This window comes from Varibaculum cambriense (assembly GCF_032557235.1).
Lineage (GTDB): Bacteria > Actinomycetota > Actinomycetes > Actinomycetales > Actinomycetaceae > Varibaculum > Varibaculum cambriense_C.
Genome location: NZ_JAWGMB010000002.1, coordinates 160035 through 179304, shown reverse-complemented (window position 1 = coordinate 179304; position 19270 = coordinate 160035). Strand labels below are relative to the sequence as shown.

General features: G+C 53.4%; 12 protein-coding genes. 6 read left to right on the top strand and 6 right to left on the bottom strand.

What is annotated here, in order from left to right:
* The first annotated feature begins 197 nt into the window (after window positions 1–197).
* The 3 genes from hflX to E6072_RS02560 all read left to right on the top strand — a co-directional run bounded on the left by hflX (window position 198) and on the right by E6072_RS02560 (window position 4841).
* The gene (gene hflX, locus E6072_RS02570; RefSeq protein WP_316693515.1) at window positions 198–1718 is read left to right on the top strand and encodes a GTPase HflX; all 1521 of its coding nucleotides are present in this window, start codon (window positions 198–200) and stop codon (window positions 1716–1718) included.
* Window positions 1719–3713 (top strand): ATP-dependent DNA helicase, encoded by a 1995-nt coding sequence (locus E6072_RS02565; RefSeq protein WP_316693512.1) that lies wholly within the window; start codon window positions 1719–1721, stop codon window positions 3711–3713. It begins immediately after the preceding gene.
* Window positions 3714–3848: 135 nt separating this feature from the next.
* Entirely contained in the window at window positions 3849–4841 is a 993-nt protein-coding gene (locus E6072_RS02560) for an L-lactate dehydrogenase (protein WP_316076693.1), read from the top strand.
* Window positions 4842–4867: 26 nt separating this feature from the next.
* Here the strand turns inward: E6072_RS02560 and E6072_RS02555 are convergent, their stop codons facing one another.
* From E6072_RS02555 to E6072_RS02535, 5 genes are all read right to left on the bottom strand, one after another.
* Entirely contained in the window at window positions 4868–6661 is a 1794-nt protein-coding gene (locus E6072_RS02555; protein WP_316693509.1) for a GAF domain-containing protein, read from the bottom strand.
* Complete coding sequence (gene cydC / locus E6072_RS02550) at window positions 6651–8462, bottom strand: thiol reductant ABC exporter subunit CydC (protein ID WP_316693507.1); 1812 nt, start codon at window positions 8460–8462, stop codon at window positions 6651–6653. The genes E6072_RS02555 and cydC overlap by 11 nt, the downstream gene beginning before the upstream one ends.
* A complete protein-coding gene (cydD, locus tag E6072_RS02545) occupies window positions 8463–10244 on the bottom strand; it encodes a thiol reductant ABC exporter subunit CydD (RefSeq protein WP_316693506.1) in 1782 nt (593 codons plus the stop codon).
* Between the two features lie 468 nt (window positions 10245–10712).
* A complete protein-coding gene (cydB, locus tag E6072_RS02540; protein ID WP_316693505.1) occupies window positions 10713–11849 on the bottom strand; it encodes a cytochrome d ubiquinol oxidase subunit II in 1137 nt (378 codons plus the stop codon).
* 21 nt (window positions 11850–11870) lie between these two features.
* On the bottom strand, window positions 11871–13406 hold the full coding sequence (locus E6072_RS02535) for a cytochrome ubiquinol oxidase subunit I (protein ID WP_316693504.1): 1536 nt from the start codon (window positions 13404–13406) through the stop codon (window positions 11871–11873).
* Between the two features lie 513 nt (window positions 13407–13919).
* Here E6072_RS02535 and E6072_RS02530 point away from each other — a divergent pair.
* From E6072_RS02530 to E6072_RS02520, 3 genes are all read left to right on the top strand, one after another.
* Window positions 13920–16250, top strand: coding sequence for an Rne/Rng family ribonuclease (locus E6072_RS02530; protein WP_316693659.1), 2331 nt, complete (start codon window positions 13920–13922; stop codon window positions 16248–16250).
* Between the two features lie 195 nt (window positions 16251–16445).
* Entirely contained in the window at window positions 16446–18017 is a 1572-nt protein-coding gene (locus E6072_RS02525) for a sodium-dependent transporter (protein WP_316693503.1), read from the top strand.
* A 2-nt stretch (window positions 18018–18019) separates the two neighbouring features.
* On the top strand, window positions 18020–18241 hold the full coding sequence (locus E6072_RS02520) for a methionine/alanine import family NSS transporter small subunit (RefSeq protein WP_316693501.1): 222 nt from the start codon (window positions 18020–18022) through the stop codon (window positions 18239–18241).
* A 94-nt stretch (window positions 18242–18335) separates the two neighbouring features.
* On the opposite strand, the gene E6072_RS02515 is transcribed toward E6072_RS02520, so the two are convergent.
* Complete coding sequence (locus tag E6072_RS02515) at window positions 18336–19187, bottom strand: RNA methyltransferase (RefSeq protein WP_316693499.1); 852 nt, start codon at window positions 19185–19187, stop codon at window positions 18336–18338.
* Between the last annotated feature and the right edge of the window lie 83 nt (window positions 19188–19270).

Here is a 19270-nt window from a genome sequence, read left to right as displayed (position 1 = left end):
GATCTGCATCTAACCTGCTCATCCCAGTAGTCTGCAAGATACCATTCACCCGCACTTACCGCGCGTCTTTTTGCAGCTAACGCGGGGTCATGCGAAAATGAGATAAGCCAAGAACAGCGAGGGAGGCGGCGCAAATACCTGCGGAAACGGAAGTCAGTAAACAAGAGCTAGATAGAGCCTACGATCTGGTGCGCCGCGTGCGTAACCGGAGTTTGAACCGGAGTGAAACTGATTCCGACCTCGGATCCGCCCTCGAGAATTCCCTGGAAGATCCCTCTCGTTCTTACTATGCAGACGCAAACACTCCCCAAGAGGGCTTAGAGCTGCTGGATTGGGCGAGTACCGCCCTGACGAAACAAAGCTCCCACGGCGGAGATTTCTCCCGGCAGCTACGCGAAGAATTTCAACGCAACCAAGCCTCAGACCTAGATATTTCGGAAGTCGAATATCGCCGAGTACAGCTCGAAAAAGTATTTCTGGTAGGTATTTATGATTCCGATCGTCGTAAGGCTCAACATTCCCTAGCAGAACTGGCGGCGCTTGCCCAAACCGCAGGCGCCGAACTGGTAGGCGCGGCTCTGCAGCGACGCAGCGCCCCCGATGCCGCAACTTTCGTAGGGCGCGGGAAAGCCAAAGAGTTAGCCGAACAGGTAGCAGCGCTCGAAGCCGACACTGTGATCGTAAATGCGCAGTTACAGCCCTCGCAGCGACGAGGACTAGAAGACCAAGTCAAAGTGAAAGTAATTGACCGTACCGCGGTAATCCTGGATATTTTCGCCCAACACGCCTCCTCCCGGGAAGGTAAAGCCCAAGTGGAACTGGCGCAGCTGCAATATTTACTGCCGCGCCTTCGTGGCTGGGGACAGTCAATGTCGCGCCAAGCTGGCGGGCGCGTATCCGGGGGTGCGGGTATCGGCGCACGCGGCCCGGGCGAAACCAAACTGGAAACCGACCGGCGCCGAATCACTAAACGAATCGCGAAACTGCGCCGTGAAATCAAACAGATGAAAAAATCCCGAGACACTAAACGAGAAGGGCGCCTCAGTAGCTCCCTGGCCTCGGTAGTGATCGTGGGATACACTAACGCCGGGAAATCTTCCCTGCTAAACGTACTGGTAGATGCGGATGTAATGGTGCAAGATGCGCTATTTGCCACCCTGGATCCCACGGTGCGACAAGCAGAAACGCCCGATGGTCGTGCCTACACTTTGTCCGACACCGTAGGTTTCATCGATGAGCTCCCACATGAACTGGTAGAGGCCTTCCGCTCCACTCTGGAAGAAGTCGAATACGCCGATTTGATTGTGCATGTGGTAGATGCCAGTCACCACAATCCCGTCCAACAGGTAGAAACCGTACATGAAGTGTTAGCGGATCTACCTCAAGTTTCCCAGATCCCCGAGATTATCGTCCTCAATAAAGCCGACCTGGTAGACGCCCTGCACCTGCGCGCACTACAATCCGCGATTGGTGGGGGAATCCCGCTATCTACTCGCACCGGGCAGGGAATTGCCCAGTTGCGCGAAGCAATCGCTAACGCGTTACCATCTCCGGAAAAACCTATCGATTATGTGATCCCCTATGACCAATCAGCGCTGGTGGCCAGGCTACACGAGGAAGGTATCGTAGACAAAGTGGAATACTTAGAAAACGGTACTCACGTGGTAGGTCGCGCCGGTCCCGCCCTCGCCCAAGCCATCCTAGAGGCGGCGAATTAGATGGATAGTCCCGGTGCCTCCCCGCTAGTAGCCACCGCCGATAGAGGCAAAGGTGGCGGCGGTAAAGATGCCCAGGCGGCGCGGCGAATCCTCAGCACTTGTATTAACCAGATTGGTGGCAGTGAACGGGCAGAACAGGTACAGATGTGTAACCTGGTTGCCCGCTCGTTTTCTCTGCCCGGCAGCCAATTGGTAGGGGCAGGAACCGGTACCGGAAAATCTCTCGCCTATTTGGCGGCTGCCTTCCAACGGGCAATCGAACACGGGGATAGGGTAGTGATCTCCACTGCCACCCTGGCTTTGCAGCGGCAGTTGCTTACCTGTGATATCCCCACCGTCGTGGGGGCTTGCCGCGAACTCGGATATCCTCCCCCTACAGTTGCGGTATTAAAGGGCTGGTCAAACTATATTTGTCGCTGGAAATTAGCGGCTCCCGAGGAAATCGAAGGACTGTTTCCCAGTTATGAGGCCGCAGAATATTCACCCAGCAATATCGGTAAACAGCTGCAGCGGTTGCGCGAATGGGCAGAAGAAACCGACAGCGGTGACCGTGATGAACTGGAACGGGGAGTGTCTTTAGCAGCCTGGCAGCAAGCCTCGATTTCCCCGAATCAATGCCAAGGGAAAACCTGCCGTTTCTATACGGACTGTTTCCCCCGCGATGCCCGCCTGAAAGCCCAAGACGCTGATATCATCATCACCAACCATGCATTACTGTCCATAGAGGCGCTGACCAGCGCGGAGCTATTGCCAGAGTTTGACCTCTTGATCGTAGATGAAGCCCATGAGCTTCCCTCCCGCGCCCGCTCCCAAGCCTGCGTAAGCCTCGCGGCTAGCACCATAGAAAAAGTCGCGCGCGGAGTCAGTAAACACTTCCAGCTGCCAGTAACTGCTCTGGAACAGGGGGCACACGATTTTGAGAAAATCATAGAGAGACTTGACGAGGGCGAACTAAACGAATTACCAAAGAAACTAGAAACTAGCATGACCGCTCTGCAAATAGAGCTATCGGATATTTCCGCGGAAGTAACCAGCAGTGCCGACGAAGATGAGAAACGAGTAAAACAGCGCATCGTCCTCGCGCAGATTGAAGAAGCCTTAGATGCTTGCGAGATTATTGCCGCCTTTGACCCGGAAAAATCGGCCGCCTGGATCGCGGAAGAAAAATCTGGAAGTCGCCGCCTTTATAGCGGACCTTTGGATGTGGGCGGGGATCTTTATGCCCACCTATTTAAGGGACATTCCTGTGTGCTCACCTCAGCCACAATGCAACTAGGGGGATCTTTCGAGGCAATCGCGGCGCGTCTAGGGCTGCGAGACCAGAACGTTTGGCAAGGAAGCGACCTGGGCAGTCCCTTTAACTATCGCAAACAAGGAATTCTATATGTGGCGGCAGATCTGCCGCGACCAGGGCGCTCCGGGATCAGCGAAGACGCACTGGAAAGAGCCCTAGAACTAGCTGAAGCCGCCGGAGGTGGGGTTTTGGGGCTTTTTTCTTCCCTTAAAGCTGCCGAACAAGCCGCGGAGTATTTCGCCCAAGAAAGTGATTTACAGGTTTTTCTGCAGGGGGAAGCGCCGATAAATCAGCTAATATCCGACTTTGCTGCCAGTAAAAATTCCTGTCTGTTCGGTACCCTTTCCCTGTGGCAGGGGGTAGATTTACCCGGCGATAAATGCCGACTCGTCCTCATCGATCGCATCCCCTTCCCTCGCCCCAATGACCCCTATATTTCTGCCCGCACTCGGGCGGCTGAGGCCGCTGGGCGCAGCGGATTCGCAGAGGTATCCCTCTCGCATGCGGCTTTACTATTGGCGCAGGGAGCAGGCAGACTAATTCGCACTAGCACCGATAAAGGCGTGGTTGCCGTGCTCGATCAGCGTCTAACTACTGCCCGCTATGCGGGCTATCTACTGAAATCTCTGCCTGCGTTTTGGCGAACCACTGATCACCAGACAGTTATCGGAGCGCTAAAGCGCCTGGCAGAAAAGAAATAGCTAAACTATCTAGGAAATGCCTGGCGACAGAAATGAATCCAATATCACCTCGCCGCCAGGACGTTATGCAGCGACATCAGCGGAGTATCGAAGATAAAATAAGAGGTGAGAGTTAATCCGCCCCAAGGAGAAAAAATGTCCAAAGAACGTGCCAATTCCCTCTATCCCGCGTCGATGCTTACTCGCCGCTCGAAAGTCGGGATTGTAGGTGCCGGATTCGTGGGAACCGCACTGGCTTACGCCTGCCAAATCAAGGGCGCGGCGCGCGAAATCGCGCTCTTTGATATTAATAAAGCCAAAGTAGAGGCAGAGGCACTAGACCTTGCCCACGGGATTCAATTTACCCCCGCAGCTTCAATCTCCGGATCCGATGATGTGGAAGTGCTCCGCGACTCCGATGTCATCGTGATTACCGCAGGTCCCCAGCAAAAACCCGGGCAGTCCCGCCTGGATATGGTGCAGGCGATGGCCAACATCATGAATTCGATCCTGCCGAAAGTGTTAAACGTGGCACCCGATGCCATCTATATTCTGGTTTCTAACCCGGTAGATATCGCCACCTATATGGCCTTGAAGATGAGCGGACTACCCTCGCACCAGGTATTTGGCTCCGGTACGGTGCTCGATACTTCCCGGATGCGTTACCTGATCTCCCAAGAGACCGGGGTAGCAGTGCAAAATGTGCATGCCTATATCGCTGGTGAACATGGTGACTCCGAGGTACCTTTGTGGTCTAGCGCCGAGATTGGGAACGTTCCGCTTTCGCGTTGGGGAGCCACGATCAACGGCGGAATCTTCGATGATAAGTTGCGTAAACGGATCTCCAAAGACGTCGTGGAATCGGCCTATCGGATTATCGATGGTAAAGGGGTAACTAACTTCGCTATCGGTCTGGCAGTCACCAATATTATTTCGGCAGTTATGCGCGATGAGGATCGGGTACTGACGGTATCGTCACTGCTGGACAACTGGAATGGGATTTCTGGAGTATGTATGGCCGCTCCCACCCTGGTGGGGCGTTCCGGGGTAGGGCGCGTACTCGATCCGCCCATCACCCTCGACGAACGCGATGCGCTGACCCGCAGCGCCGAAAAACTCTCAGAAGTCGCTAAAACCGTCGGGCTCTAGAAGTAGTCAGCTTGCGGGAAGTGCGCCTAACCTAGGGGCACTTCCCAGACTACCTGTAAGCCATGCGGAGATGCTGGCTGGGTAAAACAGATGCCCCTATGGCGGCGGGCACGACTTTTCAAGTTATCAAGGCCAGAGCGTCTGGTAACTGCCGGATCTAGGCCGTGTCCATCATCGGTCACCACCACTCGTACAGAACCGTTGGTGCCCATACCATTAATGCTCACCACTACTTGCGCCGAGGATGCGCCCGCATGGCGGGCGGTATTAGACAAAGTTTCGCGAACCACCGCCACCACGTCATCAGAAATATCGTGTCCCACTCGCTGGTCGGCCTCTGAAATCAAGATTTCTTCATGAGAAGGATCAGAGGCAGAGAGAGTCTCGCCATCAATATCTAAAACAAAAGAGGGAGCGAACCCCAACAGGCGACGCGCCAAGGACGCTTCGCGGCGCAACCGCTCCACTAGATCAACTGCCGCATCAGGTTCTCTCAGGTTGTGGACAATTGCGCGGATCTGTTTAACCGAGTCGTCAACGCTAGCCAAAGCATCCTGCATCAAAGATTCAGCGCGCGACGCATCCAGATCAGCTCCCCTGGCAAAGTCTGCGCGGATGCGTTCCAATTGCATCCCAGTTGCAAAAAGCTGTTGAATTGCCAGGTCGTGAAGGTCTTCACCAATCTTGGCGCGTTCATCTAACAAAGTGGCAATATTGGCAGCGTGTTTGGCACCTGCGATCTCCAAAGCTAGAGCTGCCTGCGTTGCAACCTGCTCCGCCATTTCTAATACCGCCGGATCAAACTCCGGTTTATCCGGCAGCCGCAGCAGCAGCAAAACGCCAATCGCATGGGAACCCGCCAGGAGGGGAGCATATAGCGCTGCCCCAAAACGAGATAACTCCTTGACCCGTAGGGTGGTGGCTCGCGCCAAGGAATCGACAATCAAACCTTGACCCTCTGCTAATACCGTGCGAGCACGCCCATGCGGGGGAAAGGTGACCCCAATTAGGTCTGCAGAGCCATATCCAGACGCAATTTCGCACACCCAGGAATCTCCCACTGAAGGCAGTATCAATAACGCGGTATCGGCTTCCGCTACTTCCCGGACAGATTTCGCAATGAACTGGAGTGCGTCCTCCTCCTCGGTTCCCTCCAATAGGATCGTGGTGAGCTGCTGAGAAACCCGGGTCCAACGTTCGCGAGATCGCGAGACTTCATAGAGACGCGAATTCTCTACCGCTACCGCCGCCAAAATCGCTAATCCCGACACATAAGCTAAGTCCTGTTGGCTATAGCCGCCCGGACGGTTACATAAATATAGGCGTCCATAAACCTGTTCATGGATCCGCAGAGGTACTCCCAAAAAATTGGTCATCTCCGGGTGCTTGGGCGGGTAACCAGTAAAATGGGGATTGGAGTGTAAATCATTGGAAATAATGCCGTTATCCAGGGGAATATCCCCGATAATGCCGCGACCTACCGGAGGATCGCCAAGAGATTTTCGCTGCTGTTCACTGACCCCATGGGTATAGAAAGCACTAGTTTCACCGCGAGAACCCAGAATCGACAATGCCCCATAGGGAGAGGACGTAACTTCACAAGCTTGGTCTACAAAAGACTGCAAGACTTTATCTTGCTCCAGGTTGCCCATCAATTGCAGCACGGATGAAATTAAACGGGTGCTATCTTCCGGTAGGGGAGAGTGATGTGCTAGATCAAGGTGTTTTCCAGCAGAAGAATCTGGTTGTGAAGACGAAAGCGTCTCCCTCGCTTCCGGCTCTAAGCGGGGAATCGGGAAAGATGACTGCTTAGAAGACATCGACATGCTCCTGACGTAGGCTCCAAGCATATCCGGGGTGGTTTTCCAACAACTCCTGATGAGTTCCCTGGGCTACGAAAGCAGCCGGTTCATCCGGACGGCCATGCGGTTTATCCATAATAAAAACCTGATCAGCTTGGTCGAGCGGGGTGAGACGATGGGTTACCAGGATGACTCCACGTTTTTGTTCCTCACTTCCAGCAGTAAGTAAATCTCGCAGCAGAGCATCAGCGGTTTCGGGATCCAAGTGTTCTCCGGGCTCATCAAGCGCCAATAGTGGTGCTTTCGCTGCCAAAGCACGAGCCAAGAGAATACGGCGGCGTTCTCCACCTGAAATGGTAGTGGCTCCCGATCCTAACTCGGTTTCTATACCCGCCGGTAGAGAAGCAAGCCATTCGGCTAAACCTGCTTCTTTCAACAGTTCTTCACCGTCGGCAGCAGTAAGCTCCCCGTTGGCTACCCGCAGATTCTCCAAAATGGTGGTCTCGAAAATATGGGCATCTTCCGGAGTGATCACGAAACTTGCGGCAGCTTGCAGACGTGGCAGCGAGAAAACATCAACCCCATCAATTTTTACGCTGCCAGAAACTGGTTTTAGCAGGCCAGCCAGGGTATAAAGCAAAGTAGTTTTCCCAATGCCCGACTGGCCGACAATTGCCAAGTGATCCCCGGGAGTCAAACGGAGATTGATATCAGTAGCCACCACCGGGCCGCCAGGCCAGCCGATAGCAAGATTCTTAGCCTCTAAAATGTTGGCTGCACTGGGATCGTGGGTGGTATTAGCGTTTTCTTCTTCCTCTTGTTCTGCCTTTATTTCTGCTTCCGCCGGCAGCATATTCATGATTCTCACCGCCGAAGTTGCAGAGATAACTAGCTGCTGAGCGGCCGGTCCTAACTGGGCGGTTCCCTCGAAAGCAGAAAGGGGAGTAAGCGCCAGCACCGCCAACATTACTTCGGGAATCGCTTGCTGATTGACCGCAAAAATCCCGAAATAGGCGGCCATGATCACTGCCATGAGCATCCCAAACACATCTATAGCTGCCGCCCAAGCTGCTGGCTTTGCGGAAGCGTCTTTAGCGTCATAAAGCTGATCTTCAAGCTCGGATAATCCCGAAAGTACCTGCTCGGTTTGCCCATCAACCGTGATTTGAGCGGCACCATCAACAATAGTCATTGCCACTTCGGAGATATTGGAGCGGCTTTCGGTTTCCCGGCGCTGGGCAATCCGAGTAGCACGAATAGTAAATAACGGTCCGACCACTCCCGAAAGCATCAGCCCTAACGCCAGAAACAGACCGGCACGCCAATCCACTAGAGAAATCCCCACTACCGTAATTATCCCCACGATAGTGGCTACCATTGCAGGCAGTAGGCTTTTGACCACGAAATCGCCGATATTATCAACATCGGTTCCCATCCGGTCAAGAATATCTCCGCGCCGCAAACTCGCGATCCGGGCAGTGTCAGAGTGTGACAGAGTCTTATATAGATTAGTGCGCAAAGTCGTCATCCCCGAGACCCCCAACTGGTGGGAGGCCAGACGCTCTAAATAGCGGAAAACTGCTTTAGAAATCCCAAAGAAACGCACCGATACTACTGCTACCTCTAGGTAGAGGACGGGAGGCATCTGCGAGGCACGCGCAATCAACCAGGCGGCGGTAGCGCCCAGGGCGATCGAGGCACCCAGTCCCGCTGCACCCAAAAAACAGGCGAGGAACAAAGTTCCCGGTTTGAGTTCCAGTAGTTTTATTGCCCGTTTGAGAGCCTGGCGTTCTTCGGTAGTAATAAACCAAGTCTTCATTTATTCCAACCCCCGGGTCGATCCTAAGAATTCAGGAATCTCCGCCTCACTGGCACGCGCTGCCTGCGGCTGAGTATCTCTATACTTTTCTGTTTCTTCGGGAGTGAAAGGAACAGAAGAAATTCGCACTACCTGATCAGCTATCTGTGCTAACTCTTTACGGTGGGCAATTAAAACTACGGTTTTCCCCGCATCTTTCAACTGCTGAACCACTTGTGCTACTTGCGCTACCAAATGGGCATCAAGGTGGGCAGAAGGCTCATCCAGAGCGATTAGCTGCTTGGTAGAGAGCAGCGCCCGCACTAGAGCAAGGCGCTGACGCTGTCCTACCGAAAGGCCTTCCCCGCCTGCCCGTAAAAATGTGTTCCAGCCTTCCGGTAGCTTGGATACTACCTCCTCAAAACCGGCTAGACGTGCTGCTTTACGCACTTGCTCCCCGGGAGTCCCCTCGGGGAAAAGCTCCGCCAGATGAGCGGGGCTCTCCGCAATATTTTGAGCAAGAGTTCCTGGTAATAGCAGCGGCATCTGGGGGAGCCAGGAAGTTTGCTCCCACCAGGAGTCTGGGGAAACCTCGTCTAAATTAACGGTCTTACCGGAAGCATCGGTGAGGGTAATGGTTCCGCGGTCGCTAGAGAGCTGTTTTAATAGCGCCATTACGGTAGTGGTTTTGCCTTCCCCCGATTTACCTACTAAAGCGGTGATCGTAGCCGGTTTAATTACCAGGTTCACGGCATTGGGTGCCCAAGCGCCCCGCGCCCGCATCCCCAGATCGTTGATAGTAATAGTGGTTTCTTTTAAGTTAGGAGCCGGCTGCTCGCCCCCAGTAGCCGGGGGAGTTTCCAAAATTTCAAAAGCCGATTGTGAAGCCGAGAGCCCATCGGCGGAGGCATGGAAGAATTTGCCGACTTCCCGCACCGGCGCGTACACCTCGGGAGCCAGCATAATCGCAATCAGCCCAGTGTAGAGGTCGAGACCGCCAGCCACCATCCGCAGACCTACGGTAACTGCCACAATTGCTACTGACAGGATAGAAATAAACTCCAGCACTGCTCCTGACAAGAACGCGATGCGTAGAGTTGCCATCGTAGTTTGGGTATAGGTTTTCCCAATCGAAGAAATTTGTTTTTCCGGCCCGCGGTGCCTGCCCAGGCTCTTCAAAGTGGCAAGGCCGGCAATCAGATCTAGGAGCTGCCGCCCTAAATGTTGCATAGTAGCCAGGCGGCGATCAGAAGCAGTCTGCGTCATCAGCCCGATAATCACCATAAACACCGGTATCAAAGGGATAGTAATCATTGCCACCAGTGCTGACCAAAAATCCATGACCGCCATGACCACTAAAACCAGGGGAGTGACCGTAACCGCCAAAATCAATTGCGGAATATAGTCGACAAAATATGGCCCCAGTTTTTCTAGGCCGCGGGTAGCTAGCGTTACCGTGTCGGTACCTTTACGTGCCAGCCAACGCGGCCCCAGTTTCAGGCAGTGGGCAAGTACTTGGGATCGCAGTTCGCGAATCGCTTTTTTAGCAGCTCTATGTTGATGATTGGAGCGAAAATAGGTGAGTGCTACCCGTGCCAGGGAAACAATCGCTAGCCAAACAGCAAAGTGAGCAACCTGATCCCAGGACTGGCGTAAAGATATTACCGGAGAAATTAATGCAGAAATCAGGAAGCATTGGGCGATAACTAGTCCTGCTTGGATAATGCCGGTGACTGCGGTGATGGCGATAGCTAGACGCGCCGACCGGGCATATTTCAGCAGTTTCGGATCAAGTGGTTTCAAAGCAAGTGTCCTCCGTGCAAATATCGGGACTATTTTCCCACACGAACCTGAAAACTCTAAACGCGCAACCCTAGGCCGATAGTGCGTGGTTGGAACTGGGGCAGAAAAAGTACTCAACACGAAGGCGCGGGGACTAGGTTTTTCCTCCCGCCCAAGAATTCAGAAAACGTAGCGACGTTTTCTGAATTCTTATGCCCACCGCACCCACTCGGATAAAACCTAGCCCCCGCACCCAGGGTAAGCGGTCTGGGGTAGAAAAAGATGCGAGAGGGGGCTTGAGCCGAGCGCAAGCAAGGCTCACTGGGGTCCCCCGAGTACTTTTTCTGCCCCAGACCTTCTATGGGAGCAATAGTCCCGGAAGATAAAAATAGTGTTGGCCTTGGCTATTCAGCCAAGGCCAACACTATTTATTTAGTTTTTATTACTGGCACCTAGTTGGGAGTTACCTGATAGGTGCCGATGTTTTGCCTAGCTTTCCGCGAGGAAAGAAGCACCCTGACGAATCTTGTCCCAAGGTAAGCCCGGGTTTTCATCGAGATCCTCAAGGGTCACTTTCAGCGGCATCCGCGTGTAGCTCCAGTAGGTGTAACCCAAAACGATAGGTACCACTACCAGTGCAATCACGAGCATGATCGCCAAAGTTGACTGTGAGGAGGAAGCGTCCCAAATAGTCAGCGAGAACTCCGGCTTAATGGAAGACTTCATCGCATTGGGCGCCATCGCGGTAAAGATCCACGCTACCGCTCCAGCGATCCCGACGGAGTGGGCGAGCAAAGTACCCCATTCGGAGCCACGAAGCGCCATTAGAACGGTGGCGACAAATGCCAAGGCCGCGATGATTAGCGGAATCCAAGCCATTACCTGGGAGGCGTATAGGAACTGTCCCCACAAAGCGGCGACTGCAACTAGCACGGTGTCTGCAATCGCAAACTTTCCGAGCAAGTTCTTAGCGCGATTCTGAACTTCACCGGTAGTGCGCAATGCCAAGAAAGCCAAGCCCTGAGTGGCGAAGACTAACGCTAGCATTACCCCACCCGCAATGGTGTAGGGGGTGAGCAGCGAGAGGAATACGCTACCTAGGGGAGCGCCCTGGGAAGTGAAATTGTGTACGTGCTTGCTGAGGTCAGTAGCTCCTGCCATGGCTTCACCGGGGGTGTTGTACTGGGTAATCGCGATGTTCATACCCTGTACCAGGTTGGCAAATGCCACCCCGAACAGAATCGGAACTAGCCAGGCTACGATAGACTGCCAGCTATCCCAGCGGCCACGCCAGGCAGCCGAGGATACTTTGGTGCGCCACTCAATCGCGCAGATGCGGATGATTAAGCAGAACAGAATCAGGAACAGCGCTAGGTACATGCCAGAGAACATGGTGGCGTACCATTCCGGGAAGGCCGCGAAAGTCGCGCCTCCGGCGGTCAACAACCAAACCTCGTTACCGTCCCAAACGGGGCCGAAGGTCTTTTGTACCTGAGTGCGTTCCCGGTCGGTCTTGGCCACCATCGGCATTACCATACCGGCGCCTACACCGAACCCTTCCAATACCAGATAGCCAGTCCACAGGACGGCGATCAGGATGAACCAAATAACTTGAAGAATAGTCATCTCTTTGATCTCCTATCTGACTTAGTAAGCGAAGCTGAGGTTCTTACCGGCGTCCTCGCCATGTACTGCTTTTTCATTGGCAGTGACGTGGACACCTTCCTTAACGTAACGCTTAATCAACAGGAACCAGACGATGCCTAGTGCCAGGTAGATAAGCGTGAAGCCCAGCAGGGTAACCAGTACTTGCCAGGCGGGAACTGCGAACGAGAGCCCATGTTCGGTAAGCATAAATACCGAGGATCCATCGATTTCCATATCGACTGGATGCACGATAAAGGGCTGACGACCCCATTCGGTAAATAGCCAGCCGAAGGTGGTGGCTAGATAGGGCATCGGCAAACACCAGATAGCAAACTTGCCCAATCCGGTGGACTTGGAAATCTTACCGCCCTTGGTGGCGATTAGACCCCAGATTGCCAGGATCGCCGAGAAGATGCCGAATAGCATCATCAAACGGAAGCTCCAGAAGCTGAAGATAATGTTCGGACTGAAGTCAACCGGCTGCGACTGCATATCGTATCCGCGCTGGCTGAGGATCTCGGAGAACATGGATCCGTACTTCTGGTTCAGGGTGTCCAGGCCCTCTACCTTGCCGGTAAAGCTATTGGTAGCCATGAAGGAGTAGACTCCGGGAACTTCACCAATCTTGGTGATGTCCTTACAAGTGGCGTCCAGTGGCCCAAAAGCAGCAATGGTAAAGGGCGCGCCCTCACCGGCATTCGGAGTCTCACATAGCGCTTCGGCGGCAGCCATCTTTGCAGGCTGATCCTTGGCAACGAGCTGGCCTTGAATGTGTCCGGTGACTGCAGTTAACAACCCGCCAACGATCATGACGACCATGCCGAAGCGAGCAATCGGACGCCAAATATCACGAGCCTCGGTTTCAGCGCCGGCATTGGCCGAGCGAACCATCCACCAGATAGCAATGCCGGCAACGAAGGTACCGACCAGCAACCAGGAGGTAGTCAGAACGTGAGTGTAGGCCGCCCATAGTACCGGGTTAAGCAGTACCTGGAAGAATCCGGATAGGCCGTCCAGCTGTGCACGACCGGTTTCCGGATCGAAGGTTGCGCCTACCGGGTGCTGCATCCAGGAGTTTGCCCCGATAATCCACAGAGCAGAAGTGTTTACCCCTACGAACACTAGCCAGGCACAGGTGAGGTGGGCTTTCTTTGATAGTCGACCCCAACCGAAGATCCACAATCCCAGGAAGGTGGACTCCATAAAGAAAGAGATAAGAGCCTCACACGCTAGTGGCGCACCGAAGATGTCACCCACGAAGCGGGAGTACTCAGACCAGTTCATGCCGAACTGGAATTCTTGCACGATACCGGTAGCTACACCGAGTGCAAAGTTAATTAGGAACAGTTTCCCAAAGAACCGTGTCGCCTTCAGCCAATATTCCTCACCGGTTTTGTGCCATTTTGTTTGCATAATGGCAACTAGGAGGGACATGCCGATGGTGAACGGAACCAGGATGAAATGGTAGACGGTAGTAATACCGAACTGCCATCGCGCCAACATAGTGGCATCTAATGCTGTTGAAGCAATAGTCATTCTGCTCGCCTTTCCGTTTCTAGTCGGTTTAGAAGTCGTTGCCCGATAGGAGCTTGCTGATACCAAAGTCCATAGTGACAACGTTGTCACTTAGATTAGCTTGTTTTTCAGGCGGTCGCTAAGCATTTCCCAGGATTCCCTAAGAATTGGCTCAGTTTTACGACAGAATTAAGAAATATGGAATAATGATCTTGGTTGATTTCTGTCGTCGCATCACGATGGGAGTCACCCCAGAGGGACTATTTTCCTAGGAAAACTCTCTGGCGTGGGGTAAATATCCTCGCGTAAACAAGGGCTTCCGTCCTAGAGGACGGCGTAATAAAGAGGATTCGTTGATGCGAGCGCGTCCAGGTGAGACCAGTGGTGAAAAACCCCAATAATAACGAAACAGAATCTTTTCAAAATAGTGGAGCTGCTCTTTTTTCCGGGCCTACTTTTTCGGCCCCCAAGAAGATTGAGTCCGCTCCGCCAGCTCCCGCTCAGCTTGCCGCGGCTCCGGCTTTTGGGGCTCCCATGTTCGCGGCTGCTCCCACTTTTGAGCCGAGTGTCTCAGAAGAAGCGGATATAGAAAAGGATGCTAAGTCGAAACGACGCAGCAAGAAAAAGACCGATAGCCAAGAGGAGAAAAACGCTCAGTCTAACAACTCAAAGGCTGACAAAAAGGCGCGCGGGACGAAAAAGTCTCGTAAGAGCGACAATCCCGAAAGTGAAACCCCGTCCGCCGATAAAGGCAAAGATAATCGCACCGATCCGGTCGAGTCGAAGCAGGCGGGGGAGGAGAAGGCTAGCTCTAATACCACCCACAGCGGCGCAGACGAGGAAGATAACGGTAGCAGCCGTCGTCGCCGGCGGCGTCGTAGCCGCGGGACAGCAGATGCTAGTGACCAGATCGAACAGGTTAAAGGTTCCACTCGTTTAGAGGCCAAGAAACAGCGGCGCCGGGAGGGACGCAAAGAAGGGCGGCGTCCCAAAGTTATTACCGAGTCGGAGTATTTGGCGCGGCGAGAAGCAGTTGATCGCACTATGCTGATCCGCTCGAAGGATGGACTAAATCAAATAGCCGTGCTTGAAGATAACGTGCTGGTGGAACACTATGTTTCCCGGCATACTCAAACCACTATGGTGGGCTCGGTTTACCGGGGCAAGGTGCAAAACGTGTTGCCCTCTATGGAGGCGGCCTTCGTTGATTTAGGGCGCGGGCGTAATGCGGTGCTCTATGCCGGGGAAGTCAATTGGGACGTTGCGGGAATGAAGGGCCGACCCCGGCGGATCGAGGAGGCTTTGAAATCCGGTGATTCGATTACCGTGCAGGTAACTAAGGATCCGATCGGGCACAAGGGGGCGCGACTTACTTCCCAGGTGACCTTGCCGGGTCGTTTTTTGGTTTTGGTGCCGGGCGGATCGATGACCGGTATTTCCCGCAAACTCCCCGAGGGTGAACGCCGCCGCTTAAAAAAGCTGTTGAAGGTGATTGTCCCCAAAGATTTCGGGGTAATTATCCGCACGGCCGCTGAGGGGGCTACTGAAGAGCAACTCCGCCAAGACGTGCAGCGTCTGCAAAAACAGTGGGAGAAAATCGAAAAGAACGCGGCGTCCTCAAAATCGGCTCCTTACCTGCTGCACGGGGAACCTGAACTAGCTTTGCGAGTAGTGCGCGACGTTTTCAATGAAGATTTCCAAAAACTGATTGTGCAGGGCAAGGAAACCTTTGGGCAGGTTGATTCCTATGTGAAAGAGTTCGCGCCTGATCTGCGGGATCGAGTTGAGCAATGGGTGGGCGCGGATGATATTTTCGTGGCTCACCGCGTTGATGAGCAACTCGCGAAGGGTATGGATCGTAAAGTCTGGCTGCCTTCGGGGGGGTACCTGATTATTGACCGTACTGAAGCAATGACGGTTATTGACGTTAACACCGGTAAATACACTGGTTCTGGGGGGACTTTAGAGGAGACCGTTACCCGCAATAACTTAGAATCTGCTGAGGAAATCGTGCGGCAGCTGCGACTGCGCGATATTGGGGGAATCGTAGTTATCGACTTTGTGGATATGGTGCTGGAATCTAACCGGGATCTGGTGCTGCGCCGCCTAGTGGAATGTCTGGGGCGAGATCGCACTCGTCACCAGGTTACTGAAGTTACCTCCCTGGGGTTGGTGCAAATGACCCGCAAACGGGTAGGAGAAGGACTGGTGGAAGCCTTTTCGACTCCTTGTGAGCATTGTGAGGGCCGCGGGTTTATTGTGCACAGTCACCCGGTAGAAAACGGGGCAAATAGCGATGAAAATCTGCGTGCTCAAGGGCAGAAACGCGAGCGCAAGGACGAGAAACGGTCAAAGACAGATTCGAAGAACCGCGCCTCTATGGCTAAAGTAGCGGCGGCTGCTAGTAAGGCTCATCAGGAGCAACCAGGTATAGAGCTCTCGGAGAAGGAAGAACAGTCAGCTTCCCCAGCTAACAAGGGCGACTCTCAGAATCTAGGCGAAAGCGAAGCTAAAGAACCTTCAAACCAGCAGGACGCGGTGAAAGTGCCTAAAGAGCGCGATAAAAAGGACGTGGCCGCAGGTGAGGATCCGGCAGCCAAAGCTCCCGCAAGGACAGCTACCGCGAAAAAGGTAAACAAGCAGGACAAGCCGGGCGGAAATGGGCAAGCTCGAGCAGCAGCCACTTCCGGCACGGTTACCCCTGCTTCCGAGGGGGCAGTGATGACGATTCCCAGTGCGGGTGCTGCCAAGAGCGTGAGTTTGGAACAGTTAGGGGCGAGTGATCCCACCTGGGAAAAGAAAACAGGTTCTGATGAGAGGCAAGGCGAGCAGCCCCCTAGGCGTCACGCCGCAGTAACTGCCTAAATATCGCATAATATTCCGGTTTTTCTCCCGTTGACCTGCGCGGTTAGCGGGAGAAAAATAATTTTATCGTTGCATCGCACCTAAAGATAGTCTCACGATGTGAATGTTTTCGTCCGAAAGATGGCGGATGGGATTACTTTGGCTCTAAGCAATTGCGATTTAACAATTGTTTTGTCCCATCTATAAGGAGTTGAGATGTCTGAAAAGGTTTCGCAGCCTACTGCGTCTAATAAGACCAGCCGACAGTCATGGGGGACACAATACGGATTCCTGATTGCGGCGATTGGTTCTGCGATCGGGTTGGGAAATATTTGGCGTTTCCCCGGTGTTGCCTATCAAAATGGCGGCGGTGCGTTCATAGTTCCCTATCTGATTGCCCTAGTGGCTATCGGGCTGCCGATGTTAATGCTGGATTACGCCATCGGACACAAGTTTCGCGGTTCCCCGCCACTGGCACTAGCCAGGGTTAACCGGCGCACCGAGGCAGTAGGATGGTGGCAGGTCGGTGTATGTTTCTTCATCGTCGTCTACTATGCGGCAATTATTGCCTGGGCGCTGCGCTATACCGTGTTTTCCTTTACTCGCGCTTGGGGAAATGATCCGGCAGGATTCTTTTCAGACAAGTTTTTGCAGGCTCAAGACACTACTTCTATTTCGATCACCCCCGTATGGGGCATTGCCTTGCCTTTGATTTTGGTCTGGGTAGTCACCATTATTCTGATAGCTCTTGGGGTTTCCCGAGGTATCGAATGGATAACCAAAATCTGTATTCCGCTGCTGGTGGTGCTGTTTATAGCCATGGTCATCAAGGCTCTAACCTTACCGGGGGCAACCGACGGTTTGAATAAATTCTTTACTCCCGATTGGAGCGCTCTGTGGAATGGGAAAGTGTGGATTGCCGCAGTTGCCCAAATTTTCTACTCCCTGTCAGTAGGCTTCGGGATCATGATGACCTACGCCTCTTACCTGAAGAAACGCTCCAACCTTACCGGCACCGGTCTTGTTGCCGGTTTCGCTAACTCCTCTTTTGAGGTACTGGCCGGGATTGGAGTGTTTGCCACCTTGGGGTATATGGCGCATCTACAGGGAACTTCAGTAGACAAACTGGAAAATATTTCCGGTGTGTCGCTGTCCTTTATTACTTTCCCGCAAATCATCAACGAAATGCCTGGAGGCGGGATTTTTGGGGCGCTTTTCTTTGCCTCGCTAGTGCTGGCCGGGATTACCTCAATGGTGTCCCTAGTACAGGTGGTAGCTGGGGCTTTTCAAGACAAGATTGGGTGGACCTCAAAACGAGCCTCGTTAATTCTTGGGGTTGTCCTGGCGGTGGTTTCGGTGTTCTTCTTTGGAACTACCACCGGGCTCGCCGCCTTGGATACGGTTGATAACTACATCAACACCATCGGAGTGGTGGGGGCGGCGCTCTCGCTCTGCGTGATCGTCACGGTAATTACTCCTTCGCTTAGAACCCTGCGGATTCACCTGAACGTTACCTCCGCGGTGAAAGCCGGTAAATGGTGGGAGGGACTCATCGGGTTCGTAATCCCGGTGCTATTGGTCTTTATGCTGGTACCTAATCTGATAGATCTGATTTCCCACGGTTATGGTGATTATCCGCGCTGGTGGACTAATACTTTCGGTTGGGGAATGTTGGGGATTCTCTTGGTGTTCTCACTGATAATGCCCCGTTTGAAGTGGCATAAGAGCGCCGAGATATCGCCTTCGTTTGATTTAGAAAATGTGGATTGGAACAAGGAGGAAGACTAGCTATGACCGGGGAAGCAATACTGATGATGCTGGTCGCCATCTTGGTTATCTGGGGTGGCCTAGTGGGATCCGTGGTGGCACTACGCCGGATGGATCCGCCTTTTCAAAAAGGAGAAAACTACTCGGAAACTAACTTTCACCCCCATCCGGGTCTTACCGAAGCTGACTTTGTAGAAAAGGAAGTGAAAGAGACCGCGGAGGCCGGTAAAACCAGCGACGGGTAGTAAACACTATTTCACTTGGGTTTTATTTCCCTATTGGGCGTAGGTGAGGCTATCTCACCTACGCCCTTTGTGTTTCTTAAGCGCTGCTGGGAGCTTAAGCGCATCCAGTTTTTACCGCTAATGCCTGGCTGACTGCGTAACAAGCAACTGCCCCCGCGGCGGCCACATTCAAAGAATCTACTCCATGACTAAGCGGAATTTTCACTAGCTGGTCACACTGGTTCAGCGCCGGCGCGCTCATGCCCGGCCCCTCCGTGCCTAGTACTAACGCTACTTTCGGTTTCAGTCCTTGCGCGACCTCGCCTTGCAAGGAAGCGCAAAAATCGGGTAGGGAAATTGCCTGGTCAGATAACACTAGTCCCGCTATAGTAAATCCGCGTTGTTTCAGGGCAGAAGTATCGGTCCATTGATCAATCCGGGTCCAAGGTAGCGAAAACACGGTTCCCATGGAAACCCTCACTGCTCGCCTATAGAGCGGGTCAGCGCAATGAGGACTGGTTAGTATGGCATCAAACCCCATTGCGGCGGCCGAGCGAATCGCGGCACCGACATTAGTATGGTCTACCAGATCTTCCAAGATCAACACTGCTCGCGCCCGCTCCAATACCGTTCCCAGCTGCGGTAGAGCTGGACGCTCCATCGCGGCAATAGCACCGCGATGCATACTGAAGCCAGTAAGGCGGACTATCTGCTTATCTTCAGCCACAAAAATAGGGATGTCGCTAGCGCGATCGCCCAAGGTCTTCTGCAAGCGAGCCAACCAATGCTCACTGGTTAGTACAGAGCGAGGCCGATGTCCGGCAGCAAGCGCCCGGGAAATCACTGAGAAGCTTTCTGCTAAATACAGGCCGTGTTTGGCTTCTAAACTCTTGCGCAGGTTCACATCTTTCAACTGGGTAAAATCACGTATCCGAGGATCTGATAAATCTGCAAGCGGAATCAACACGCTACTAGTTTAGAGCCTTGAATCCGTCAGAAAGATTTCCACATTTTGTCAGCACGATAAGTTTTCCTGGTCTGGTTATCTCG